At 67.4% G+C, this 24,149-nt stretch carries 19 protein-coding genes; 15 read left to right on the top strand and 4 right to left on the bottom strand.

Features of this window, described 5'->3' with window-relative positions; all coding sequences use genetic code 11:
- Window positions 1-36 precede the first annotated feature (36 nt).
- Genes M8312_RS00035 through M8312_RS00095 form a run of 13 tightly spaced genes read left to right on the top strand, consistent with a single transcriptional unit; the run spans window position 37 to window position 16,924 of the window.
- On the top strand, window positions 37-1,545 hold the full coding sequence (locus M8312_RS00035) for a tryptophan halogenase family protein (RefSeq protein ID WP_250118364.1): 1,509 nt from the start codon (window positions 37-39) through the stop codon (window positions 1,543-1,545).
- The gene (locus M8312_RS00040; protein WP_502957463.1) at window positions 1,545-3,362 is read left to right on the top strand and encodes an alpha-amylase family glycosyl hydrolase; all 1,818 of its coding nucleotides are present in this window, start codon (window positions 1,545-1,547) and stop codon (window positions 3,360-3,362) included. Before M8312_RS00035 ends, M8312_RS00040 begins: the two co-directional genes overlap by 1 nt.
- Window positions 3,349-4,968: an alpha-glucosidase gene (locus M8312_RS00045; protein WP_250118366.1), complete on the top strand. Its 1,620-nt coding sequence runs from the start codon at window positions 3,349-3,351 to the stop codon at window positions 4,966-4,968. The genes M8312_RS00040 and M8312_RS00045 overlap by 14 nt, the downstream gene beginning before the upstream one ends.
- A complete protein-coding gene (locus M8312_RS00050) occupies window positions 4,965-7,019 on the top strand; it encodes a glycoside hydrolase family 97 protein (protein WP_250118368.1) in 2,055 nt (684 codons plus the stop codon). Before M8312_RS00045 ends, M8312_RS00050 begins: the two co-directional genes overlap by 4 nt.
- Window positions 7,016-7,927, top strand: coding sequence for an alpha/beta hydrolase (locus M8312_RS00055; RefSeq protein ID WP_250118367.1), 912 nt, complete (start codon window positions 7,016-7,018; stop codon window positions 7,925-7,927). Before M8312_RS00050 ends, M8312_RS00055 begins: the two co-directional genes overlap by 4 nt.
- Window positions 7,894-9,438, top strand: a complete 1,545-nt coding sequence (locus M8312_RS00060; RefSeq protein ID WP_250118369.1) for a tryptophan halogenase family protein — start codon at window positions 7,894-7,896, stop codon at window positions 9,436-9,438. The genes M8312_RS00055 and M8312_RS00060 overlap by 34 nt, the downstream gene beginning before the upstream one ends.
- Window positions 9,435-10,898 carry a glucose-6-phosphate dehydrogenase gene (zwf, locus tag M8312_RS00065; protein ID WP_250118370.1) on the top strand — a complete coding sequence of 488 codons (1,464 nt, stop codon included), beginning with the start codon at window positions 9,435-9,437 and terminating at the stop codon, window positions 10,896-10,898. Before M8312_RS00060 ends, zwf begins: the two co-directional genes overlap by 4 nt.
- The gene (pgl, locus tag M8312_RS00070; RefSeq protein WP_250118371.1) at window positions 10,891-11,595 is read left to right on the top strand and encodes a 6-phosphogluconolactonase; all 705 of its coding nucleotides are present in this window, start codon (window positions 10,891-10,893) and stop codon (window positions 11,593-11,595) included. The genes zwf and pgl overlap by 8 nt, the downstream gene beginning before the upstream one ends.
- The gene (edd, locus tag M8312_RS00075; protein ID WP_250118372.1) at window positions 11,592-13,442 is read left to right on the top strand and encodes a phosphogluconate dehydratase; all 1,851 of its coding nucleotides are present in this window, start codon (window positions 11,592-11,594) and stop codon (window positions 13,440-13,442) included. The genes pgl and edd overlap by 4 nt, the downstream gene beginning before the upstream one ends.
- Window positions 13,439-14,410: a glucokinase gene (locus M8312_RS00080; RefSeq protein ID WP_250118373.1), complete on the top strand. Its 972-nt coding sequence runs from the start codon at window positions 13,439-13,441 to the stop codon at window positions 14,408-14,410. Before edd ends, M8312_RS00080 begins: the two co-directional genes overlap by 4 nt.
- Entirely contained in the window at window positions 14,407-15,021 is a 615-nt protein-coding gene (gene eda, locus M8312_RS00085) for a bifunctional 4-hydroxy-2-oxoglutarate aldolase/2-dehydro-3-deoxy-phosphogluconate aldolase (protein ID WP_250118374.1), read from the top strand. Before M8312_RS00080 ends, eda begins: the two co-directional genes overlap by 4 nt.
- A 50-nt stretch (window positions 15,022-15,071) precedes the next feature.
- Complete coding sequence (locus M8312_RS00090) at window positions 15,072-15,974, top strand: iron-containing redox enzyme family protein (protein ID WP_250118375.1); 903 nt, start codon at window positions 15,072-15,074, stop codon at window positions 15,972-15,974.
- 26 nt (window positions 15,975-16,000) lie between these two features.
- Window positions 16,001-16,924 carry a methyltransferase gene (locus M8312_RS00095; RefSeq protein ID WP_250118376.1) on the top strand — a complete coding sequence of 308 codons (924 nt, stop codon included), beginning with the start codon at window positions 16,001-16,003 and terminating at the stop codon, window positions 16,922-16,924.
- 16 nt (window positions 16,925-16,940) lie between these two features.
- Here M8312_RS00095 and M8312_RS00100 read toward each other — a convergent pair whose 3' ends face one another.
- Window positions 16,941-17,354 carry a low affinity iron permease family protein gene (locus tag M8312_RS00100; RefSeq protein WP_250119796.1) on the bottom strand — a complete coding sequence of 138 codons (414 nt, stop codon included), beginning with the start codon at window positions 17,352-17,354 and terminating at the stop codon, window positions 16,941-16,943.
- A 76-nt stretch (window positions 17,355-17,430) separates the two neighbouring features.
- Between M8312_RS00100 and M8312_RS00105 the strand changes: the two genes are divergently transcribed.
- On the top strand, window positions 17,431-17,733 hold the full coding sequence (locus tag M8312_RS00105; protein WP_250118377.1) for an alkylphosphonate utilization protein: 303 nt from the start codon (window positions 17,431-17,433) through the stop codon (window positions 17,731-17,733).
- The gene (locus M8312_RS00110; RefSeq protein WP_250118378.1) at window positions 17,733-18,032 is read left to right on the top strand and encodes a DUF167 domain-containing protein; all 300 of its coding nucleotides are present in this window, start codon (window positions 17,733-17,735) and stop codon (window positions 18,030-18,032) included. Before M8312_RS00105 ends, M8312_RS00110 begins: the two co-directional genes overlap by 1 nt.
- A 14-nt stretch (window positions 18,033-18,046) precedes the next feature.
- On the opposite strand, the gene M8312_RS00115 is transcribed toward M8312_RS00110, so the two are convergent.
- From M8312_RS00115 to M8312_RS00125, 3 genes are all read right to left on the bottom strand, one after another.
- Complete coding sequence (locus tag M8312_RS00115) at window positions 18,047-20,905, bottom strand: DUF2135 domain-containing protein (protein WP_250118379.1); 2,859 nt, start codon at window positions 20,903-20,905, stop codon at window positions 18,047-18,049.
- Between the two features lie 65 nt (window positions 20,906-20,970).
- Window positions 20,971-21,492 (bottom strand): PEPxxWA-CTERM sorting domain-containing protein, encoded by a 522-nt coding sequence (locus M8312_RS00120; protein ID WP_250118380.1) that lies wholly within the window; start codon window positions 21,490-21,492, stop codon window positions 20,971-20,973.
- Window positions 21,493-21,622: 130 nt separating this feature from the next.
- Window positions 21,623-24,046 carry a putative bifunctional diguanylate cyclase/phosphodiesterase gene (locus tag M8312_RS00125; RefSeq protein ID WP_250118381.1) on the bottom strand — a complete coding sequence of 808 codons (2,424 nt, stop codon included), beginning with the start codon at window positions 24,044-24,046 and terminating at the stop codon, window positions 21,623-21,625.
- Window positions 24,047-24,149 lie beyond the last annotated feature (103 nt).

Genomic DNA, 24,149 nt, shown 5'->3' on the forward strand with positions numbered 1-24,149 from the left:
TCGGGCCGGGACCGTCGAACGCTGGAGGACTTGCCGGTGCGTAAACCTGCCGAGATCGTGATTGCCGGCGGGGGAACGGCCGGCTGGATGGCGGCCGCGACCTTCGCGCGCTTCCTTGGTGACGCCTGCTCGATCACGCTGGTCGAATCCGACGCCATCGGTACGGTCGGGGTCGGCGAAGCCACCATTCCGCAGATCCACAATCTGTTGGTCGGCCTCGGTCTCGACCAGGCCGAGTTCGTTCGCGAAACCAACGCCTCCTTCAAGCTTGGGATCGAATTTGTCGGCTGGCGCGATCCGGCGCACAGCTACATTCATTCCTTCGGCTCCACCGGACGCGGCGTCGGCCTCATCCCCTTCCGACAGCTGTGGCTGCGCGGCAGGGCGCTTGGCCAAGTGGAGGACTTCGGCGCCTACAGCGCCAACGTGCAGGCCGCGCGCTCTGGCGGCTTCTCGCTATCGCAGGCTAACGACCGGGCCGAACCGCTCCCCTACGCCTACCATTTCGACGCCAGCCTGCTGGCCAAGCTGCTCCGCCGCTACGCCGAGGAACGCGGCGTCACCCGTGTCGAAGGCAAGATCGAAGAGGTCGTCCGTAACGGCGAGACCGGCGACATCAATGCCCTCCGCATCAGCGACGAGCGGACCGTCCCGGGCGACCTGTTCATCGACTGCACCGGCTTCGTCAGCCTGCTGCTCGGCAAGTCGCTCGCGGTCGAGTTCGACGATTGGTCGCACTGGCTTCCCTGCGACAGCGCTCTGGCCGTGCCGTGCGAGAACGGCGCCACATTGCGTCCCTACACCCAGTCGATCGCGCGGCCTGCCGGCTGGCAATGGCGCATTCCGCTGCAGTCTCGTACCGGAAACGGCCACGTCTTCTGCTCCGCCTTCATGGGCCAGGACGACGCCGCCGACCTCCTGCTCGCCAACCTCGAGGGCAAGGCGCTCGGCGACCCGCGCCCGATCCGCTTCACGACCGGGCACCGCCGCCAGCCATGGGCGCACAATTGTGTCGCGCTCGGCCTCTCCGCCGGCTTCATGGAGCCGCTGGAGTCCACCAGTATCCACCTCGTCCAGTCAGGCCTTGGCCGCCTGCTCAACCTGCTTCCGAACGACTTTTCCGACCTTGCTACCCCGCGCGCCATGTTCAACCGCCTGACCAACGTCGAGTGGCAGCAGATCCGCGATTTCCTCGTCCTCCATTATGTCGCCAACGGACGCCACGGAGAGCCCTTCTGGGATCACTGCCGAGCGATGGCCATCCCGGACTCGCTGGCCGAGAAGATCGCGCTGTTCCGCCAGTCCGGCCTGGTCATGCGCGAAGCCGACGACCTCTTCCTTGACGACAGTTGGGGCCAGGTGATGCTGGGGCAGGGCATCGAACCGTCGGGCTGGTCCCCGCTCGCCGATAACGTGCCCGGCGAGGATATCGGCCCCTTTCTCGGCAGCATCGCCAAGTCGGCTCGGGTCAAGGCGCAAGCCCTTCCGCCGCACGGCGCTTTCATCAAGGCGATGCTCGGCACCACATCGGAGACGACCTCTTGATCCTTCGCGCGCTTCTTGCCGCCGCCGCCGCTCTCCTCGCCACGGGTGTCCAGGCGGCACAGCCTGCCGCGCCCGCCGCCGCCGACTATCGCGCGCGGCTGCCGCAGGATGAGATCATCTATTTCCTGCTGCCCGACCGGTTCGACAACGCCGATCCGCGGAACGACCGTGGCGGGCTCAAGGGCGACCGCCTGCACACCGGCTTCGACCCGTCCGCCAAGGGCTTTTACGAAGGCGGGGACCTCAAGGGATTGATCCGGCGGCTCGACTACATAAAGGGCATGGGCGTCACCGCCATCTGGGTCGGCCCGATCTTCCAGAACAAGCCAGTGCAGGGCGGTCCCGGCCAGGAGAGCGCGGGCTATCACGGTTACTGGATCACTGACTTCACCCGGGTCGACCCGCACCTCGGTACCAATCAGGACTTCGCCGAGCTGGTCGCCGCCGCTCACGCACGGGGCATGAAGGTCTACATGGACATCATCGCCAACCACACGGCGGACGTGATCCAGTTCAAGGAATGCCAGGGCAAGCAGGAATGCCCGTACCGAAGCGTCGCTGACTTTCCATACCAGCGCCGCGGCGGACCTTCCGGTGCCGCCATCAATTCCGGTTTCGCTGGCACAGAGGACGGCAGCGCCGCCAATTTTGCGCGCCTGACCGACCCCAACTACGCCTACACGGTCGAAGTCCCCGCCGCCGAGAAGAACGTCAAGGTTCCGGCCTGGCTGAACGACCCCATCTACTATCACAATCGCGGCAATTCGACCTTCACCGGCGAGTCCTCGCGGCTTGGCGATTTCGTCGGGCTCGACGACCTGATGACCGAGCACCCGCGCGTGGTCGCCGGGTTCATCGACATCTATGGCGCGTGGATCGACCGCTATGACATCGACGGGTTCCGCATCGACACCGCCCGCCATGTGAATCCGGAGTTCTGGCGGCAGTTCGTGCCGGCCATGATTGCCCGCGCGAAGGCCCGTGGCATTCCCAACTTTCACATCTTCGGCGAAGTGGCCGACGACCGTGGCGAGCCCGGGCGCCTCGCCCGCTACACCCGCGACGACAAGCTCCCCGCCGTGCTCGATTTCGCATTCGGGGTGACAGCGGTGAAGACCCTCTCCGGAGCCGCCGGGACCGAGGCCTGGCGCGACTTCTTCGCGGAAGACATCCTCTACGACGGCGGCCCCGTCAGCGCGCAGCAATTGCCGACCTTCATCGGCAATCACGATGCCGGCCGCTTCGCCATGTTCATCAAGCGCGCCCTGCCGCAGGCAAGCGACGCCGAGCTGCTCAAGCGCGTGATGCTGGGCCACGTCCTGATGCTCACCGCCCGCGGCGTTCCGACCATCTACTACGGCGATGAACAGGGCTTTGTCGGCAAGGGCGGCGACCAGGACTCACGCCAGCCGCTGTTCGCCTCCAAGGTCGCGACCTACAATGAGGACAAGCTGCTCGGCTCGAACCGCAGCACCGCACAGGAGAACTTCCTGCCGGATCACCCGCTCTATCGCCTGATCGCGCAGCTCAGCGCCATCCGCACCTCGGAGCCGGCGCTGCGCCGGGGCGTCACCGTCGTTCGCGCGACCGAGGACAAGCCCGGCCTGCTCGCTTTCTCGCGCGTGGCGGGCAACGACGAGGTGCTCGTCCTCGTCAACACTGCGAACCAGCCGATCACCCGGAATGTCGCGCTTGATACCGCCACGCGCGGCTTCACTAAGCTCGCCGGCGAGTGCCCCGCTGCCGTCCAGGCGCCGGGCAGCGCGCGCATCACCCTGCCGGCGCTCGGCTTTGCGATCTGCCATGCGAACCGCTGACCTCGCCGCGCCCAAGGTGGCGACAAAGGCTGCCGAGCCTTGGTGGAAGGGCGCGTCCATCTATCAGATCTACCCGCGCAGCTTCGCCGATACGAACGGCGACGGGGTAGGGGACTTGAAGGGCATCACCGCCCACCTCGACCATGTCGCCAGCCTCGGCGTCGACTGCATCTGGATTTCGCCCTTCTTCACCTCGCCGATGAAGGACTATGGCTATGACGTCGCCGATTACCGCGCCGTCGATCCGCTGTTCGGAAGTCTCGCCGACTTCGACGCACTGCTTGCCCGGGCGCACCAGCTGGGCCTGAAGGTCATCATCGACCAGGTCTATTCGCACAGCAGCGACGAGCATCCCTGGTTCCGGGAAAGCCGCTCCAGCCGCACCAATCCCAAGGCCGACTGGTACGTCTGGGCCGATGCCAAGGCCGATGGCTCGCCCCCCAACAACTGGCAGTCGGTGTTCGGCGGACCATCGTGGACCTGGGATGCTCGTCGCGAGCAATATTATCACCACAGCTTCCTCAAGGAGCAGCCGCAGCTCAATTGCCACCTGCCGGAGGTTCAGCAGGCGTTGCTGGACGTCACCCGCTTCTGGCTCGACCGCGGCGTCGACGGCTTCCGCTTCGACGCGATCAACTTCGCGATGCACGACCCGGCGCTCACCGATAATCCGCCGGTTCCCAATCCGGCCAAGCGCACTCGTCCGTTCGATTTCCAGCAGCACATCCACAACCAGTCGCACCCGGCGCTGATCGGCTTCATCGAGCGGCTGCGCGACCTGATCGACAGCTATGGCGACCGCTTCGCCCTGGCGGAGGTTGGCGGCGAGCGCGCCGCGGCGGAGATGCACGAATATACCGTCGGCGATGACCGGCTGCACAGTGCCTACGGGTTCGACTTCCTCTACGCCCCCGCGCTCACTCCCGGCCTCGTCGCCGCCACGGCCGCCGCCTGGCCGGCCGCGCCCGACACGGGCTGGCCCAGCTGGGCCTTCGAGAACCACGACGCGCCTCGCGCCGTGTCGCGCTGGGTCGCACCCGACCACCGCGACCAGTTCACGCGGCTGAAGATGCTGCTGCTCGCCTCCCTGCGCGGCACCATCATCCTCTACCAGGGGGAGGAGCTTGGCCTGACCCAGGTCGACGTCCCGTTTGAGCGGCTGCGCGATCCCGAAGCGATCGCCAACTGGCCGCAGACACTCAGCCGGGACGGCGCGCGCACGCCCATGCCGTGGCGGGCCGAAGCGAATGACGCGAATGGCTTCTCGACTGGCGAGCCCTGGCTTCCGCTCGGTCCCGACCATGCCGGGCTTGCGGTTGACCGGCAGAACGGCGATCCCGCCAGCATGCTCGCCTTCACCCGCAGTGTTCTCGCGCTCCGCAACGGTTCGCCCGCGCTGCGCTGGGGTGAGTTCGTGCCCATCACCGCCGACGATCGAACCTTGTGTTTCGAGCGGGTCCACGACGGCCAGCGTCTCCGCTGCACCTTCAACCTGTCGCCGGACGAGGTCCCGCTCCGCCGCCACGATGGCGCGATGATCGAAACCGGCCCGGTGCTGGCCGACGCGCTCGGCCCATACGCCGCCCTGATCGAGGAAATCCGATGAAGTCTTGGCTGGCGCTGGTTGCGCTCCTGTTCGCCGTTCCCGCTGCCGCGCAAGTTGCGCAGGATCACGTCGTGAACGCCTCCGTTGCCGAGGCAAGCTCGCCCGACGGCCGCATCAAGCTCCAGCTGGTGCTCAACGGCGAAGGCCGGATCGGATACCAGGTCACCCGCGGCGACCAGCCGGTGATCACCGAAAGTCACCTCGGTTTCCTCGTCGCTGACGCGCCGCAGATGCTGCGCAACTTCACCTTCGTCTCCGCCGAAAAGGGCAGCAAGGACGAGAGCTGGCAGCAGCCGTGGGGCGAATGGCGCACCGTCCGCGACCATCACAACGAACTGGCCGCCACCTTCCAGGAGAAGGACAAGCTCCGCCGCCTCCTCCGCGTCCGTGTTCGCCTGTTCAACGACGCGGTTGCCTTCCGCTATGAGCTGCCGAGCCAGCCCAATCTCAAGACCGCGCGTATCACCGAAGAGCTGACCCAGTTCCACATCGCCGAACCGGGCGATGCCTGGTGGTCCCCGGCGTTTGAAAGCAACCGCGAGGAACAGCTCTACAACCACACGCCCATCGACGGCATCGGTCAGGCGCAGACGCCCTTCACCATGGTGACGAAGAGCGGCCTTCACCTCGCCATCCACGAAGCGGCGCTGATCGACTATGCGGGAATGAACATTGGCCGGGTTCAGGGCCGGCAGCTCAAGGCGATGCTCACCCCCTCGTCGAGCGGCCCCGCCGTGGTCCGCGACACGCCGTTCGAGACTCCGTGGCGGGTAATCCTGATCACCGCCGACGCGCCCTCGCTCTACGCCGCCAATGCCGAATTCCTGAACCTGAACGAGCCCAATAAGCTGGGCGACGTCAGCTGGGTCAAACCCCGCAAGTACATGGGCATCTGGTGGGGGATGCATGTTGATCACCAGACCTGGGCTACCGGCCCCAAGCATGGCGCAACCACGGCCTACGCCAAGAAGATGATCGACGTTGCCGCGGCCAACGGCTTCACCGGCCTGCTGGTCGAAGGCTGGAACGAGGGCTGGGATGGCGACTGGTTCGCCACCGGCGGCGACTTCCGCTTCGCCGAGCCGACCGCCGACTTCGATATTGCAGAGGTCAGCCGCTACGGTCTCGCCAAGGGCGTTCACCTCATCGGCCATCACGAAACCAGTGCCAACATCGCCAATTACGAGGCGCAGCTTCCCGCCGCCCTCGACTTCGCCAAGCGTTATGGCGAGGATACGGTGAAGACCGGCTATGTCGCGGACGCCGGCGGCGTTCAGGCGCGGCTGCCCGATGGGCGGATCAGCTTCGAATGGCACGAAGGCCAGATCATGAGCCGCCATCACCTGCTGGTCGTCACCGAAGCCGCCAAGCGCCACATCGCCATCGACGCGCATGAGCCGATCAAGGACACGGGCCTTCGCCGGACCTACCCCAATTGGGTCAGTCGCGAAGGCCAGCGCGGGATGGAATATAACGCCTGGGGGGTGCCCAAGAACCCGCCCAGCTACGACACGGCGATGATCTTCACCCGCATGCTCGGCGGGCCGTTCGATTTCACGCCAGGCATCCTCAGCCTCAAGGGCAAGGGCGACACCGCCATTCCATCCACGCTCGCCCGCCAGCTGGCTTATTATGTGGTGATCGCCTCGCCCGTTCAGATGGCCGCCGACCTGCCAGAGAATTACCAGGCCAACCCCGGCCCCTTCCAGTTCATCAAGGACGTGGCGGTCGACTGGGACGACACCCGCATGATCGATGGCAAGGTCGGCGAATATGCCGTCTTCGCGCGGAAAGAGCGGGGCCAGCCGACTTGGTTCATGGGCGGCATCACCGACGAGACGGAGCGTCGCCTCACCCTTCCGCTCTCCTTCCTCGAGGCGGGCAAGAAGTATCGCGCCGAGATCTATCGCGACGGCGATGCCGCCGACTTCCGCACCAATCCAAGGGAAATCGTCATCGAACGCCGCACCGTCACCGCCGCCGACACCATGCCGATCCGTATCGCTCCGGGCGGCGGCTTCGCGATCCGCTTCGTGAGGCTCGGCCGATGATCCGTCGGCTCCTCCTGACCCTGTGGGCGCTGCTCCTCGCCGTCCCAGCGCTCGCCGCGCCCGACACCGGCCGCTTCGTCGAGACGGACGTACCCTCCAGAGCGTTCGGCCCTATCCACACCGTGACCTGGCTTCCGCCCGGCTACGACCGCGACAAAGCCCGCCGCTACCCCGTCGTCTACATGCACGACGCGCAGAACCTGTTCTTCCCCAAGCGGTCCAACTTCAACAAGGTCTGGGCCGCCGACAAGGCCGCGCTCGGCCTGATTGCTGCGCACAAGGTCGCGCCCTTCATCATCGTCGGCATCGATCATCCGGGACCCCGGCGCTACCAGCGCTATTTCCCCGACAAGGTCGCCGATCCGGTCTTCGCCAGGGGCATCGCAGCCAAGGTCGGCCCGCTCCAGGGCGACGGCTATGTCGCCTTCCTCGCCGATGAATTGAAGCCGCTGATCGACCGCACCTACCGCACCCGCCCGCAAGCCAAATACACGGCCACCACCGGCAGCAGCATGGGCGGCCTCATCAGCATCTACCTGCTCGGTGAGCGTCCCGACGTGTTCGGCAAGGCCGCCGCGGTCTCCACCCACATTCCGCTGGTCGATCCCGACACGATCAAGGCCCGGCCCGAGCTTGCTGACATCGTCAAGCGCGACTGGGCGGCCTGGCTCACCACCCGCATGGGGGCGCCGCGCGGCCGCAAGCTGTGGATGGACCACGGCACCGAGACCCTCGATTCCAACTACGCGCCCTACCAGACCGCGGTTGACGCCGACCTCAGGCAGCTCGGCTGGACCGACGCCGAGTTCCGCAGCCGCGTCTTCCAGGGCGCCGCGCATGAAGAGAACGCCTGGGCCGCGCGCCTGCCGGAGATGTGGGGCTGGCTGCTGGCGGACTGGAAGAAGTGAGCCGCCGCCCGGCGCCGCGCCGGATCGTCATCCTCGGCGGCGGCACCGCCGGCTGGATGGCCGCCAACCTGCTTCAGCACGAGTGGGGCGGGGAGGGGACGGCGATCACCCTGATCGAAAGTCCCGCCATCGGCATCATCGGCGTCGGCGAAGGCTCGACCCCGCAGCTCAAGGCCTTCTTCGACAAGATCGGCGTGCCCGAGGCCGAATGGATGCCCCGTTGCAACGCCACCTACAAGGCGGGCATCGAGTTCCGCGGCTGGTCGGACAAGCCCGGCTTCGACCATTATTTCCACCCCTTCCCGACGGAGGTGGACCGCTTCACTGAGCCCAAATTCTTCTACTCGGCGCATGCCCGGCGCAGCGGCCGTGACACGCCGGGCCATCCCGACGCCTTCTTCCTTGCCAGCCGCATCGCCGCCGAAGGTCGAGCGCCGCTCGCTCCGGCCAACTTCCCGTTCAGGGTCGGGTACGGCTACCACTTCGACGCCCACCTGGTTGGCGCCACTCTGCGCGACATCGCCGTTGCGCGCGGCGTCACCCACGCCTCGGCCACTATCGCGCAAGTCGAACTGACCGAAGTGGGCGACGTGGCCGCCCTCCTCGCCGACGATGGGCGGCGCTTCGAAGCCGATCTGTTCCTCGACGCCAGCGGCTTCCGCGCGACGATCACCGAAGGCGCGCTGAAAGAGCCGCACGTCAGCTTCGCCGACAATCTGTTCAACGACCGCGCGGTGGTCACGCCGACGCCGCTCCCGGCTGGCGGAGCCAAGGCCCAGACCACCTCCACCGCCAAGAGCGCCGGGTGGATCTGGCACATTCCACTGACCAACCGGGCGGGCAACGGCTACGTCTATTCCTCTCGCTTCATCAATCCCGATGCCGCCGCCGCCGAATTGCGCGAGCATTGCGGGCTCGCCCCCGACGTCGAGGTCCGCCACCTGTCCATGCGCTGCGGCCGCACGGCCCGCAGCTGGGTTCGCAACTGCCTCGCCGTCGGCCTCTCCCAGGGCTTTCTCGAGCCGCTCGAAGCCACCGCGCTCCACATCGTCCTCGCCACGGTCGAAGGCTTTGTCGCCACGTGGGACACGCAGGATCGCGACGGCTTCAACTCCGCCATTGCCCGCCGCTTCGAAGGGATCCGCGATTATATCGTTTGCCATTATCGAACGGCACAGCGCCGGGACACCGACTATTGGCGCGAGGCGACCAGCCACGACCGCCTGTCTGATAGCCTCAAGGGTATCATTACCGCCTGGTTCACCGGCGCCGATCTGGTCCAAGAGATCCACGAACAGGGCGTCGCCGACATCTATCCGCCCTTGAGCTGGCATTGTCTGCTTGGCGGCTACGGCAATTATCCTGACGCGGAGCGCTTGCGCCCGCCCGGCGGCGATGTCAGGCCCATCGACATGACCAACATTGACCGCTTCGTTGGCGGCTGCGCCCTCAACTTCCCGTCTCATGCCGAGGCGCTCGCCAGGCTCCCAAAGGCCGCGCTCGCCGCATGATCGACCGTTCGCCCGTCTCGACCCTGATCCTGTTCGGTGCCACCGGCGACCTTGCCGCGCGCATGCTGCTGCCGTCGCTTTACGGCCTCGACCTCGACGGGCTTCTCCCCGACGATCTCAAGATCATCGGCACCGCTCGCTCCGAACGCACGGACGAAACCTTCCGCCAGCATGCGGCCGAGGCCGTTTCCGAACATGTCGGCGCTCAGTATGTCGACGACGCCGTCCTCACCCGCTTCGTTGCGCGGCTCAGCTACGTCCAGCTGGATGCCACGGACGCCGCCGGTTACCAGCGCCTCGCCGCCGCCATCCCGAACCGGCAGGCCGGCATCGCCATCTTCCTCTCGACCGCTCCCTCGTTGTTCAAGCCGACCATCGACAATCTTGAGGCCGCGGGCCTCGCCGGCCCCAACGTCCGGATGGCGCTGGAAAAGCCGCTCGGCACGGACCTCGCTTCCAGCCGCACGATCAACGACGCGGTCGGCAAGGCCTTCCCCGAAGAGCAGACCTTCCGGATCGACCATTATCTCGGCAAGGAAACGGTCCAGAACCTGCTCGCCCTGCGCTTCGCCAACGTCCTGTTCGAGCCTCTGTGGAACAGCCAGTACATCGCCCACGTCCAGATCACCGTCGCCGAGACGGTCGGACTTGAGGGTCGCTCGGATTATTACGACGGCGCCGGCGCGCTCAGGGACATGGTCCAGAACCACATGCTCCAGCTGCTCGCGCTCGTCGCGATGGAGCCGCCAGCCAGCTTCGACGCCACCGCCATCCGCGACGAGAAAGTGAAGGCGCTGCGCTCGCTGCGTCCGATCACCGCCGCCGACGTCGCCACCCAGGTCGTCACCGGCCAATATGGCGCGGGCGCCGTCGGGGGTAAGCCGGTACCCGCCTATCTCGACGAACTTGGCCGACCGTCCGACACCGAGACGTTTGTCGCCCTGAAGGCGAAGGTGGACAACTGGCGCTGGGCCGGCGTTCCCTTCTACCTGCGCACCGGCAAGCGCATGCCGGAGCGAAGCACCGAGATCGTCATCACCTTCAAGGACGTGCCGCACTCGATGTTCGCCGCGAAGGGCGCGCGCACCGTCCCGAACCGGCTCGTCATCTCAATCCAGCCCGAAGAGAATATCTCGCTCGAGCTGATGGCCAAGATGCCCGGCCTCGACCGCGGCGGCATCCGCCTGCGCGAGGTTCCGCTCGACATCCGCCTGGCCGATGCCTTCGCCGACACCCGCCGCCGGATCGCCTATGAACGATTGCTGCTGGATTTGATCGAAGGCGACCCCACTTTGTTCGTGCGCCGCGACGAGGTCGAGGCACAATGGCAGTGGATCGACGGCGTGCGCGCGGCCTGGACCGCGGCCGGGCTCAAGCCCCGTAGCTACGGCAGCGGAAACTGGGGGCCCTCCGCCGCGATTGCACTGGCCGAACGCGATGGAGTGAGCTGGAATGATTGAAGCCGAATGGTGGGAATATGACGACGCGGGCGAGTTCGCCGACGCGGTCGCGGGGGATGTCGGCTTCATCGTCGAAAGGGCGGTGGACGCGCGTGGCGACTGCCTGATCGCACTTCCCGGCGGAAACACACCCAAGCCCGTTTTCGCCAAGCTCGCCAAGGCCAAGCTGCCGTGGAAGAACACCACCATCATCCCGACCGACGATCGGCTGGTCGAGATGAGTGACGAGCGCAGCAACATCCGCCTGATCGCGCAAAGCTTCATCAGCACGGGTGCGCGGGTCTTCCCGGTCGCCTCGATGATCGCCGACCACAAGCTGGCCGGCAATTCGGCGGATGCCAAACTCCAGGACCTGCGCTGGCCGCCCGACCTCGTCTGGCTCGGCATGGGCGAGGACGGCCACACCGCCTCCATTTTCGCCGGTCCTGACCTTGAGGACGCCCTGAACGCCCCCAAGGCCCGCCGAATGGTCGGAGTCATGCCCGATCCGATGCCAGCCGATGCACCGGTCGCCCGCGTCACCCTGACCCGCGCCGCCATCCTCTCGGCCCGCGCCATCCTCATCACCATCACCGGCGAGAAGAAGAAAGCGCTGCTCGAACAGGCGATCGCCGACGGGCACAGCAGCAAGCTCCCCATCGGCCGCGTGTTGGCCGAGGCCGAGCAGCCGATCGACATCCACTGGCTCTCCGAATGACTCTCGATGCCCGCATCGCCGCCGTCACCGACCGGATCATCGAGCGCTCCCGGCCGACCCGCCGCGCCTATCTCGATCTGATGGCGCGGCAGGCGGAGGCGGGAATAAACCGCGGGCGCTTAAGCTGCGGCAACTTCGCCCATGGCTTCGCCGCCGCGGAAGGGGACAAGGACCGGATCCGCACCCGTGCGGGCCCCAACATCGGCATCGTCACCGCTTACAACGACATGCTCTCCGCGCATCAGCCCTATGCGCGCTTCCCCGAGCAGATGAAGATTTACGCCCGCGAGGTGGGAGCTACCGCCCAGGTTGCGGGCGGCGTGCCCGCCATGTGCGACGGCGTCACCCAAGGGCAGGACGGCATGGACCTGTCGCTGTTCAGCCGCGACACCATCGCCCTTTCGACCGCCGTCGCCTTGAGTCACGGGATGTTCGAAGGTGCCGCCCTGCTCGGCATCTGCGACAAGATCGTGCCGGGCCTGCTGATCGGCGCGCTCCGCTTCGGTCACCTGCCGGTGCTGCTGGTGCCAGGCGGCCCGATGCCGTCGGGCCTGCCGAACAAGGAAAAGCAGCGCGTCCGCCAGCTCTTCGCGGAAGGAAAGGTCGGCCGTGACGAGCTGCTCGCGTCCGAAAGCGCAAGCTACCATTCGCCCGGTACCTGCACCTTCTACGGCACCGCCAACTCGAACCAGATGATGATGGAGCTGATGGGCCTCCACGTCCCCAACAGCGCCTTCGTGCAGCCGAACACCTCCCTCCGGCAGGCACTGACCCGCGCCGCCGTTCACCGCCTCGCGCAATTGGCCGCCAACAAGCAGCGGCCGCTCAGCGAGTGCGTCGACGAACGCAGCATCGTTAACGCGATGGTCGGCCTGCTCGCCACCGGCGGCTCGACCAACCACGCCATCCACCTGCCGGCCATCGCCCGCGCCGCCGGTATCCGCATTGACTGGCAGGACTTCGACGAGCTGTCCGCCGCCGTGCCGCTGATCGCGCGCGTCTATCCCAACGGCTCGGGTGACGTGAACGACTTCCATTATGCCGGCGGCACCGCTTTCGTCGCGCGGGAGCTGACGCAAGCGGGCCTGCTCCACGCCGACCTCGTCACCGCCGGCGCCGACGACTTCTCCGCGTGGCACGGCAACCCCGACCTCGAAGGCGACAATCTCGTCTGGCGCGACGCTGGCGAAAGCTGCAACGACACCATGCTCCGCACGGTCGCGCAGCCCTTCCTGCCCGACGGCGGTATGCGCCTGGTGCAAGGCAACCTCGGGCGCGCCACCTTCAAGACCAGCGCCGTCGATCCCGATCGCTGGACCATCGAAGCACCCGCGCGCATCTTCTCCGATCAGGGCGAAGTGCTGACGGCCTTCTCCAACGGCGAACTCGATCGCGACGTGGTGGTCGTCGTTCGCTTCCAGGGTCCCCGCGCCAACGGCATGCCGGAACTTCACAAGCTCACCCCCACGCTGGGTGTGCTCCAGGACCGCGGCCACCGCGTCGCGCTCGTCACCGACGGGCGCATGTCGGGTGCAAGCGGCAAGGTCCCCGCCGCCATCCACGTTTCGCCCGAAGCACTTGGGGGTGGCCCGCTCTCGCGCCTCCGCGACGGTGACATGGTTCGCCTTTCCGGCGATGACGGCACGCTGGAGGCGATCGGCATCGACCTCTCCACCCGCGATCCCGCCGCCTCGCCGCCACCGCCGCAGGGCACCGGCCGTGAGTTGTTCGCGCTGATGCGCCGCGACTGCGACGATGCTGAGCGGGGGGCTTCCGCGATGCTCGCGCTGATGGAAGCCGAGATGCAGCAGGCCGTCACCCCGCAATCCGCCTTTGAGGCCGCATGACCCGCCAGATCGTCACCACCGATATTGGCGGCACCCACGCTCGCTTCGCGCTCGCGACCATCGACGAGGGAAGGGTGACGACCCTGTCCGAGCCGGTCACCCTCAAGACCGCCGAGCATGCCAGCTTCCAGACCGCGTGGGAGGAATTCGGCCGCCGCATCGACCGCCCCATGCCGCATGAGCTCGCCATCTCCTTTGCTGGCCCGGTCGGCGGCGAGCTGCTCAAGCTCACCAACAATCCGTGGGTGATCCGGCCCGCGCTGATCGGCGAGAAGCTGGGCGCCACCCGCTACACCATCGTCAACGATTTCGGCGCCGTGGCCCACGCCGTCGCCGCACTCGACGGCAGCGCCTTTACCCACCTGTGCGGCCCCGAGCGCGAACTGCCGACCGACGGCGTCATCACCATCCTCGGCCCCGGCACTGGGCTCGGCGTCGCCGGCCTGCTCCGCCGGCACGACCATTACGACGTGCTCGAAACCGAAGGCGGCCATGTCGACTTCGCACCGCTCGACGGACTCGAGGACAGGATCCTGGTCGAACTCCGCCGCAGCTTCCGCCGAGTCTCGGTCGAGCGGCTGATCTCCGGCCGCGGCCTGATGAACATCTACGAAGCGCTCGCCACCGTGGAGAACCGCCCGGCCGCCTTTCACGATGAAAAGGAGTTGTGGACTGCGGCGCTCGCCGGAAGCGACAGCCTCGCCGCCGCCGCACTCGACCGCTTCTGCCTCGCGCTGGGCGCAGTCGCGGGGGACCTCGCGCTTGCGCAGGGCGCCTCGGCAGTCGCCATCGGCGGCGGCCTCGGCCTCCGCCTCGCCAACCATCTGCCGCGCTCGGGCTTCCGTGACCGCTTCATCGCCAAAGGGCGGTTCGAGCGACGGATGGACGACATGCCGGTCAAGCTCATCACCTATCCGCAGCCGGGCCTGTTCGGCGCCGCCGCGGCCTTCGCCAGGGACCACGGATGACCATCGACGAGGTGATGACCGCTGCCCCGGTGATCCCGGTGCTGGTGCTGGACGGCAGCATCGATCCCGCAGCGCTGGCCGAGACGCTGGTCGCTGCCGGCCTGCCGGTCCTCGAGGTGACGCTGCGTACCCCTCAGGCACTCGACTGCATCCGCGCCATGTCCAAGGTCTCCGGCGCGATCGTCGGCGCGGGCACCGTCCTCAACCCCGCCCAGCTCGATCAGGCCATCGAGGCCGGAAGCCAGTTCATCGTCGCGCCGGGCCTCACCGACGGCCTGACCCGCGCCGCCATCGCCAGCGGCATCGCTTACCTCCCCGGGGTCGCTACCGCCGCCGACATCATGCGCGGCCTCGACCACGGCCTTTCGCGCTTTAAATTCTTCCCGGCCGAAACGAGCGGCGGCCTGCCTGCCCTGAAGGCGCTTGCGGGCCCGTTCGGCGAGGTCCGCTTTTGCCCCACCGGCGGCATCACCGTCGACAACGCGCCCAACTGGCTCGCCCATCCGGCCGTCAGCTGCGTCGGCGGGAGCTGGATCGTTCCCGCGAAGGAGACGGACCTCTCCCGCATCGGCAGGCTCGCGAAGGCCGCTGCAGCGCTCAACCAGGGCTAAAGTCCGGGAAAGAACTGGGAACCTGCCGGGGGCTGAAGCGCTCTCTTCCCATGGCTACCCGTTTCAAATCCCCACTGAATTCATCACGATCGCAATTCCACACCGACAGCTTCCAGCAGGCACTGGCCCGCTGGAATCGCACGCGGCTTGAGCCCGGTTTCCCCGACGACGCTCCCAAAGCGATGGACCGTGACCTGCCGATGCAGCGGCTCGAACTTGCCTTCCTCCAGGACCTCCGCGCCGAGGTCCGTGACGCCGCCGCCGCCGCTCCCACCGACCCGACCGGCTTCGTGGCCTGGTTCGAAGAGCTGGAGCGCACGGGCCCCGGTCAACACGATCCGCTGTTCGACTGGCTCGAGCACGAAGCCACGCTCGACGATCTCAAATATTATCTGACGCAGGAAGCTGCGGGTGAAGCTGGCTTCGACGACCTCGTGGCCATGACCCAGGTTCGGGTCCCCGACCGCGCCAAGCTCGAGCTCGCCCGCAACTATTGGGACGAGATGGGCCGCGGCAATCCCAAGGGCATGCACGGCCCGATGCTCCACTTCGTGGTCGGAGAGCTGGGCCTTGAGCCCTCGATCGAGACCACCGTGTGGGAAAGCCTGGCCCTCGCCAATGCGATGACCGCCATGGCCTCCAGCCGTAACTGGACCTGGCACAGCGTCGGCGCGCTCGGCGTCATCGAGCTGACCGCGCCCGCCCGCTCGGCAGCCACCGGTCGCGCGATGCGCCGCCTCGGCCTCGACGCGAAGACCCGCCGCTACTTCGACCTCCACGCCACGCTCGACATCAAGCACAGCGAGGAATGGAACAAGGAAGCGATCCTGCCGCTCGTCTTCGACCCTGAGCAGGGCGCTCGCCGCGCCACCGCCATGGCTGAAGGCGCGCTGATGCGGCTCGAATGCGGCCGCCGCTGCTTCGAACGCTATCGGTCCGCGCTGTGGTCCTGAGCCGCGCCACCCGCTAGGGCGCGGCCATGCATGATTCCCTCATCGCGCTGCTGCGCGAGCTCGATGCCGACGGCTACCAGTTCACCTGCGTCACTCCGCGCACCCACCAGCGTATCCTGACCCACCGGGGCAGGGACGCGCGCGCGGCCGACCTGCGCGACATCTTCGGCTGGAACCTGCCGTTCGCGCGCGACCTGCTGCAGGGTCCCGTGCTCGATGCGCTCAAGGACGCCGGCGGGATGGCGCAGGACGGCGACCTCTTCCGCAGCCGCTACCGTGTCGCCGAACTCGACGGCCGCCTGTTCCTCCATTCCTCTTTCCCCACGACACAGGAAGACAGCGTCTTCTTCGGCCCCGACACCCACCGCTTCGCCCGATTCCTGGCGGCCGAACTCGCGGACCTTCCGGACGTTGCCCATGTCGTCGACCTCGGCGCTGGCGGCGGGGCAGGGGGGATTCTCGTGGCCGGCCTGGCCGAGCCCGCCCGAGTCACCCTCACCGACATCAATCCCAAGGCCTTGGAACTCGCCGCCGCCAACGCCGCAGCCGCCGGCGTGGAGGTCGAACTCACCCGTGGCGACCTCGCGGCCGTCGACGGAACCCCCGACCTCATCGTCGCCAACCCGCCCTTTATGGCCGACGCGGGCTCGCGCACCTATCGCGATGGCGGCGGTGATCTCGGCACGGGTCTTTCGGTCGAGTGGGCAAAGGCCGCGATGGCCCGGCTGGCCGACGGCGGCGCCATGCTGCTCTATACCGGCAGCCCCATCGTCGCCGGCGAAGACCGCCTGCTGACCGCGCTCAGCGACGCGGTCGACGAGGCCGGCTGCACCCTGCGTTATGACGAACTCGACCCGGACATCTTCGGCGAGGAACTCGACCAGCCGGCCTATGTCGACGCGCAGGTCGAGCGCATCGCCGCGGTCGGCGCGGTTCTCCGCAAGGAATAGCTTCAGGCCGCAGCCCTTATTTCAGCCGTCCGATCAGCTGCTCCACGCTGTCGTCCGCAGTCCCGGACTTACCTTCATCGGCGCCGACCTCGCGTTCCAGTGCCGAGCGGATGGTCTTGATCTCCTCGTCGGTCAGATGCTCGATCCCGATGAACTCGGCCCGGGCTTCGTGGATCGAGCGCAGCAGCTCATCGAGCTTGGCCTGCATCGCCGCCGCGTCCCGGTTTTGGCTGTTCTGGATCAGGAACACCATCAGCAGCGTGATGATGCTCGATCCCGTATTGAGGATCAGCTGCCAAGTATCGGAATAGTCGAACAGGGGCCCGCTGGCCGCCCAGCCCAGAATCACCAGCAACGCGACCACGAACGCCTGTGGCTGCCCGGCGGCGGTGCTGATCGCGGTCGCAATGCGGGTGAACAGGCGGTCCATCATCAGGCATAACGGGCGGGCGCGCCCCTCGGTGCCGCAGGTGGAAAGCAGCGGCGTTCCGGCCTATGCGGCCCCCATGTCCGACGATGATTATGTCTATGACGAAGAAAGCGGCGAGTGGCTCTCCGCGCCGGAGCTTGCGCAGCGGCGCAGCACCAGCGCCCAGGTCGAGGTCCGCGATTCCGTCGGCAACCTCCTTTCCGACGGCGATCAGGTGACTCTGATCAAGGACCTCGACGTCAAGGGCGCGGGCCAGACGCTCAAGCGGGGAACACTGATCAAGTCGATCAGGCTGACCGGCGACGCACAGGAGATCGACTGCAAGTTCGACGGGATCAAGGGTCTCGTCCTCCGCGCCGAGTTCGTCCGCAAGCGCTGATGGCGCGGCCTCGGCGAACCACGCCGGACCCCGCCGCGCTGCTGAAGCTGGTCGACGGGCGCGGGCTGATCGAGGTTCGGGTCATGCCCAATGCCTCGACCAACGAGGTTATCCTCACCGCCAACGGCAGTGCGGACACGTTCCTCATCCGCACCACCGCCACCCCGGAAGGAGGCAAGGCAAACGACGCCGTCCTTCGCCTGTTGGCCAAGGCACTCGGCGTGCCTGCCTCCTCGCTGCAACTCGTCCGCGGCGCCACCGCACGGACCAAGGTGGTCAGGCTCGCCGAACACGGGTGAGGATCGCCGCCCACTCACTCCCCGCGTGGCACATCCACCTTCATCGTGCCAATCATCAGCTGCCCGTCCTTGCCGCGGCTGACGTCGAAATCGATCACCTGCTCGCGCTGGTTCGGCCGGCCCCAGTCGCGGTAGAGGTGCGCCGTCACTCGCGCCGCGCCATTGGGATCGAGGCGGTCGGGCGCGAACACGTTGGCGCGCGCGACGTAAGCGCCCGGCGCGGCCTGTCGGATGAAATACTCCTCCGGTCCGTAACCCTGCGTCATGTCGTTCGACAGGTGCCCGCCGACGTGGCTGCGCGGGTTCGAATAGATTACCCGCTCGCCCGACGGCTCGTCGACCCACAGGTCGATGTCGGTGGCGTCGTTCGACCAGTCGATCACCACCCGGACGTCGCTAACCAGGTTGCGCACCAGCCGGGGATCGATTGCCACATCCCCGCCCAGCGCACGCAGCTTCGGCAGCAGCGCGTTCAGCTCCACCAGGCTGACGAGGTCGATTCCGTCCCAGCGCTGATCAAGCGGTTTCAGCGCCACCTCGCGCAGCAAGGTGATTGCCCGTGTCAGGTCGGCCTTCGCCCCGGCACCGCCCTTCGCCGCCCGGCGCGCCAGCACCAGCGCCAGCAGCCGCTTGGGCTGGGGATGGTCGGAATCGAGCAGCACCTGCCGCTCACGCAAGGCAATTGCCGCGTCCAGTGCGCCATATCGCTCCAGCCGGGCCGCCACCATGCCCAGCGTCACCTCGTTCGAGGTGGGCAGGTCGAGCGCGGACAGCAGAACGTCGGGTGCCTCGGTTGCCCGATCATGCCGAACCAACCAGTCGGCGGTGTCGAGGTAGAAGGCCGGCACGCCGCCCGCCTTGCGCTCCCATGTTTCGTAAAGCGTGTCGAAGTCACCCGGAGCGGCGTCGAACGCCTTGAGATAATCGCGATCGGGGCTCCACGCATCCACCGACACCCGCACGTCATCAGGTCGGTCGGCGTCCCTCTCCGCCGCTGGCGCACGCGCTGCTCCGGAGAGCCGTTGGGCGGTGACAACGATATTGTCGTCCTCCCGCTCGGGCGCAGGCGGCGGCGGCGGCGGTGGCGGTGGCGGGGTGCCGGGGGCCATCATCGGCGGCGCTGGCGCGATTACGGGCGGGGGCACTGCCCCCGACTTGTGCGGGGCCGCCACCACCGACCGCCAGCTCAAGTCGAACTTCTTATCATACCAGGCAAGCTGATCGGCCCACAGCTTAATCACCTGCGCCAGCCGGTTGCCTTCCTCGGCCTTGCGATTGGCGTCGGCCGCATCCTGCAGCTCGGCCACCTTGGCGGCCTGAGGGTAATTGGCCGGCGGCTGCACCCGATTGCGGACATAATCCTCGGGGGTCTCCAGAACCACAAAGGACAAGCTTGGGGACGCGATCGCATAGCGCCGGCTCATCGCCACATACTGCTCGCGGCTGGCGGTCCCCTCCATCAGCGGCAGCCGCGCCGCCGCCAGTAGCGAGGCCGCGCCATCGAATCGCACCGGCGGCGACGTCGCCATGCGCTCCACCGTCATTCCGCCCGCGGTTACCCGCGCCGCTCCGCTTGCCGGCGCCTGCGCCAGCAGCGTCCAGCGTCCGGCAGCGCCCGGCAGCACGGTGAACGGTAGGGGCCGCCCGCCTGCGTCGGTCACGCGCTCGACGGCTGGCGCATTCCAGTTGACCGACCCGCCGCCGGCCTCGACCAGCTGTCCGCCGCCGGCTTGCGCCAGTGCGGCCAATCGCGGTCGGCTCGCCCCACTCGATGGCGCCACCACGAACAGCCGGCACGGCGGCGGTACGGCAATCTCCTGGTCCATTGTCACCTGCCCGTCGCTGACCAGCAGACAGGTGTCGGCCGCGCTGTCGCGCGCCAGCAGGCGATAGCTGGTCGCCCCGCGATAGCGCACCGCGGCCACTTTTGCCTCCAGCGCGGCGGCGCTCGTCACCACGGACCGCTCCGGCGAATTGCTGGCGAAGCTAACGAATTCGATGTTGGCCGGCTTCAGGGCGGCGATCGCGTCTTTGACCCGCGCCAGCTCGGCTCCATGGTCCTGGTCGCGCCGGCTGCGAGACCGGTCCCAGTAGATCCGCAGGCTCCCACCGGTCCGCGCCGCGGCCGCTGGCAGCACGCCCGACAATTGCCAGACCTGCTCGCCCGTCCCGTGCAGGCTGGCGAGCGCATCAGGCTGCGGCGTGGCGGCGATGGTGAGGTCGCCAGGCAGCGCGCCGCGCCCCGCCAGCACCCACGCGCCGTTGCTCTCGCGCAGCTCCCGCGAGCCCAGCCGAAGCGCGCGCGGATCGGCGCCATAGACGCTGACCTGCCAGCCCTCCGTCGCCAACGTCCCCTGCAGCGGCAATCGCCACAGCTCCCCCACCGGGGCGGTGAAACGCACCTTCATCCGCCGCCCCGTCATTCGGTCGATGGGGAAGATGCGCGTGTTGAACCCGCCGGCAACATCAACCGTCCCCAGTCCCGGATCGACCTGCTGGCGGACATTCTGCTCATAGGCCGCCTGCGCCTTGGCCGCTTCGACTAGGGAGCCATCGATCATCCGGCCATCCACATCGAGTGCATAGCCAGTGATTACCGCTCCGGCGGGCAGGGCGATCCCGACCCGCCCTTCGACTCGTTCGTCGGTAACTCCGTGCACCTCGAGTTCGAACTCGGCCGTGGCCACGGCGCCGCGCACGCTGGCGGTCAGGGTCAGTCGCCGGATCTCCAGCGGGCGCACCGCATCGGCACGATTGACCCCGCGCACCAGTGCCGTCACCGAAGGTCCATGAAGGCTGGGAAGGGGCTGCGCTTCCGCGCCGTTCGCCCCCATGATTGCCGCTCCGCCAAGCAGCACGCCACGCAACATCATGCCTTTACCTCCCGTTAGACGAAGCGGGAGTTTACCGTCACAGTGCGGCTTGAAAAGATATATTATTACCTGGCGAAGGAGACCCATACCGAGGCGGGACGGCGGCGGCGCACGGCGGTGCCGACCGCGCCAAAGCCCAGCAGGAAGAGCGCCCAGCTCGCCGGCTCCGGCACTCCGCCGCTCACGGCGAACAGCCGGGCGGAGCCGTTGGTGACCTGGCAGCCGACCGACGGAGTGCCGGGTGCGCAGGTCTGCAGACTGAAGGTCAGGTCGCGACCGCTCAGCACGCCACCATCGTTGTTGATGATCCCGCTGAACAGGCCACCCGAGTAGATCGACCCAAAGCTGAAGGGGTTATCGCCACTGGCGAGGTTGATGGCGCCGAGCATCCTGCTGAAGTCGCCGCTGAACGCATCGTTGCGCTGCGCGTCCGCCGGAAGGCAGCCAGGCCCGGGGGAGCAAAGCGTCGTAACGGTAGTCCCGGTCATCGACCCGCTGATCCCGACCACATAGACCGACGCGGTCGCCGGCGTGGCCGCGAGCGCGAGCCCCAGCGCGGACGCACAAAGACCGAGACGCATGTTCATTCCCCTTGTTTGTCGCGCGATGGCGGACGCCGCACGCGACTCGCGCCGGGAATCTTTACGTTCGCTTAACGAAAGTCAACTTTCGCGCCGTTTCTGCGTTATAATGCACTGGTTCCGTGGCCGACGTGCCTCACGCCGCGCGGCCCCGAGCCAGGTCAGCGGCGACAGGGGCGGGGAGCGGATGGCCGAACAGGTGCCCCTGGCCCAGATCGCATCCTAGCCGCTGCAGGAACTGCTGCTGCTCGAACGTCTCGATGCCCTCGGCGACCACCCGCCGGCCAAGGTTATGGGCCAGGCTGACGATCGCCCGGACGATCTTGGTGCTTTCCGCATCGCGGTTCATGCCGGCGATAAACGAGCGGTCGATCTTCAGCACGTCGGCCGGCAGGTCGCGCAGGTGCACCAGGCTGGCGTAGCCGGTGCCGAAATCATCCAGGCTGACTCCCACGCCCTTGCTCCGCAGCCGGCGCAGGCATTCGAGCACCGGTCCCCCCGGCCGCCCCAAAACCACATTCTCGGTAACCTCGACCGTCAGCGCGGTCAGCGGCAGTTCCCGGTCTTCCAGTGCCGCCAGGATATGGTCGGCCGCCGCCTCGCCCTGCAACTGGCAGGCCAGGAAATTGACGCTGATCGCCTGCGGCCCGACGCCGCTGCGCCGCCCGTTCCGCACCGTGTCGAGCGCCATGGTCAGCACGCTTTCCTGGATGGCGATGCTCACCCCTGGATCGTCGAACGCCTGGCTAAAGGCGGCCGGCCGAAGCAGCCCTTTGCCGGCGTGCCGCCAGCGCAGCAGCGCCTCATGATATTGTACCGCGCCCGTCCGCAGGTCGACGATCGGCTGGTAGTGAAGCTCGAACTCATCGCGGTCGAGTCCGCCCCGGGCCTGCGCCACCCATGACCGCCGGGCCTCCAGTTCGTCGCATATGTCGGTCGAATAGACGCGCCAGCAGCCGCGCCCGTCGGCCTTGGCGCGATACAGCGCCAGGTCTGCTTCCTTGTAGAGCCGCTCGGGCAAGCCGCTTTCCCGGTCCCAGCTGGCAAGACCGCCTGACACGCGCAGCGATAGGCTGCGGCCATCATGCACCAGTGGCTCCACGCCCGATTGCTCGACCACCGACAACAGGGCGGGCAGCAAGACGCGTTCCTCGTCGACCAGCAGCACCGCCAATTCGTCACCGCCAAGCCGGGCGACAAAGCCACGGTCGCCCGTCACAGCCGTCAGTCGTCGTCCGGCCTCAATGATCGAAGCATCGCCGGCGTCATGCCCGGCCGTGTCGTTGACTTCCTTCAGGTCATCCAGGTCGATGATCAGCAGGTCGGCGTTGCGATGCCGCTCCACAGCCGCGATCCGGGTCTGGAAGGCGGCGCGGTTGGCAAGCCCGGTCAGCGCATCGGTGTTGGCCACCCGGCGCAGCGTTTCATGCTCGGCATGGGCGGCGTCGCGCTGCCGCATGAAGCTCCGGAAGCGGTCAGCGATCGCCAGGCTGAGGATGATGCTCTCGAAGGCGATCGCGGCAAGGCTGGCAATGTCGACCAGGTCCGACTGCCCCCACAGACCGAAATTGCGGCCGACGCGAATGATGAACACGACCATCGGCGCAGTCCAGGCGGCCAGGTAGAACCAGACGGTCCGGCTGCCGTTGCGGATGCCGATACCGATCCCGGTCGCGACCAGCAGGATCGACACCAGGAACGCCACGTTCATCAACAGGTCGGTGGACCGTGCCGGAAGGAAGCGATCGGACGCCGCCAGCCAGCCGGTGCACACGATCGACAGCGCCGACAGACGGCCGGCACGGATCAGCCAGCCAGGCAGCTTGCGCCGCTCGATGAAGTCGAAGAAGAAGCCGGTCGCCGATCCGATCAGCAGGGTCACCAGCAGGATGTTCGCCCGGATCCGCCACGACCCGTCCATGCCGGGCCACAGTTCCGTGACCATGCCGGTCCAGCACAAGGTGTAGGCGATGCCGCTCGCCAGCCACACGGCATACCATCGCTGGAACCGGCTCCGCAGCCAGGCCATCATGAACAGGTTGGTGGCCAGCGCGCACAGCAGCACGCCGCAGACCGCCATCGCGATTCCGGTCCACAGCTGCAATTGGCTCGCCTGCGTGTCGCTCGACAGCGCCTTCACAGAACGCATCAGCGCCAGCCCGTCAAAACCTTGGTAGCCGACGCAGATTCGGCCCACCGATGCGGCCGCAACCGGAACCGGAATGGCCAGCCTGTTGCCGAGCGACTGGATATCCTGAAGCTCGCCCGAGCTTCGCTCGACCCGCACCGGCGGGCCCGACCGCTGCTCCACCACCATCGCGATCCGATCGAAGCGGGTCTGGTCGATCTGCAGCAGCCATGGCCGGCCCAATGCGGCGGAGCGTGGCGCTCTGACCTCGATCCACGTCCAGTCTCGTCCGCGTTGGGCGGCGGGGACGCTTGCGGTGCAGGAGGGGCTGGCGGTGAAAGACAAGGTCTCGCGCGCAGGTGACGCGGCGGCGGGCGCGGCGATTGCCACACCCAATGCCACGATCAGCAACGCATACAAACGCCTGAACATCTTTCCCCTTGCGCGCCCGCCTAACGCACAAAGACTTCCTGAAGCTTAACGCAGGTCAACACAACGCCGATGTTCGCCCGGCCCCAAGTCACGGACGAAGCGT

This window comes from Sphingomonas sp. KRR8, from assembly GCF_023559245.1.
In the GTDB taxonomy this organism is placed as follows: domain Bacteria; phylum Pseudomonadota; class Alphaproteobacteria; order Sphingomonadales; family Sphingomonadaceae; genus Sphingomicrobium.